Origin of the sequence: Staphylococcus sp. HMSC065D05 (assembly GCF_001813195.1) — a bacterium.
GTDB classification, from domain to species: Bacteria; Bacillota; Bacilli; order Staphylococcales; family Staphylococcaceae; genus Staphylococcus; species Staphylococcus epidermidis.
Map to the genome: position 1 here is coordinate 50,786 of NZ_KV811775.1, position 1,067 is coordinate 51,852.

The following is a 1,067-nucleotide window of genomic DNA, read 5'->3' on the forward strand; positions in this document are numbered from 1 at the left end:
GATAGCCTCCTAAACTATGTGCCCCACTATGAAATTTACTATTAGGATATTTATCTTTCACAGCTTGGGTGAAGGCTGCACTTTCATCTATTTGGCTCGGAGCACCTTTTGTATAGATATCATTAGGAACATTTGAATGCGTTACTTTTTTAATAATTGTTTCGCCAATCGTATCCATTGTATTTAGTACATCATTGTCGTCAGTCGGCTTGTTGTATTTTTCAGTTATAGTAATATTTTTTAGATCTTTATAACGTTCATCAATTTTTAAATCATCTGTGTTATTATGGTAAGGAAGAGATAAGTTTGTTTTCCAATCCTTCATACTAAGAGGGTCTGTACCAGCGTAACCCATAACAATATTACTTGTATCAGGTTTTCCATTAACAATTGGTGCATAAGCATAAGCCTTTAAACCATTTCTTGTGTCCTCTCTTTTTTCAAGGACTTTAAATTTACTCGCTGGCGTAGTTATTACACTATTCACATTGTGGTCGTTGTAACTTTCGGCAGAAAGTTTTCTTTTTGTTTCATCTGTTATTTTCATGCATCTCACCATTCTGTATAAATATTTGTGGAGGCAATTATGTTTAAAAAAAATATAATGTTAATTACATCTATAATTATAGTATCACTTATAATTGGAGGCTTCTATATGTTACATGAAAATAAACGCAATTATTACTTAGATATTCAAAAAAAGCGAATCGATTTATTTTTCAATGAAAACGTAAATCATTATAAACACTTTACGATTGTAAAAACCGAAAAAAACCCAATGGGAGATTATTTAATTAAAGGGTATGTAAATAATAATAAGGAATTATATTTTACAGCTACTATGAATGAAACAAGTGATTACCAATTTGATAATCAAATGAGTATGTCAGAAAATTTATCAAATATGTTCAAAACACAAAATGATCTTGATAAATTCCCTAGCCAAATCATCAAAGAAAAAAACTTAAATGAAAAAGACTACGAAGCAGATCCACCTCTAATTTGGGGCTTTTAATATCAGAAAAGCACTAATTACTCAACCTAATGAATAGTTAGTGCTTTTAAAT

The 1,067-nt window shown here is 29.9% G+C and carries 1 protein-coding gene and 1 pseudogene; one reads left to right on the forward strand and one right to left on the reverse strand.

The features are described from left to right. Window positions 1-547: pseudogene (locus HMPREF2897_RS11890) on the reverse strand (hypothetical protein); the annotation flags it as partial. Between the two features lie 39 nt (window positions 548-586). On the opposite strand from HMPREF2897_RS11890, the gene HMPREF2897_RS11895 reads away from it, so the two are divergent. After that, window positions 587-1,015: a DUF1433 domain-containing protein gene (locus HMPREF2897_RS11895; RefSeq protein WP_070593332.1), complete on the forward strand. Its 429-nt coding sequence runs from the start codon at window positions 587-589 to the stop codon at window positions 1,013-1,015. Window positions 1,016-1,067: the final 52 nt, after the last annotated feature.

Bases quoted from the DNA above. Each gene is read 5' to 3' on its own strand.
- HMPREF2897_RS11895 (WP_070593332.1), top strand. From the start codon at position 587: ATGTTTAAAAAAAATATAATGTTAATTACATCTATAATTATAGTATCA.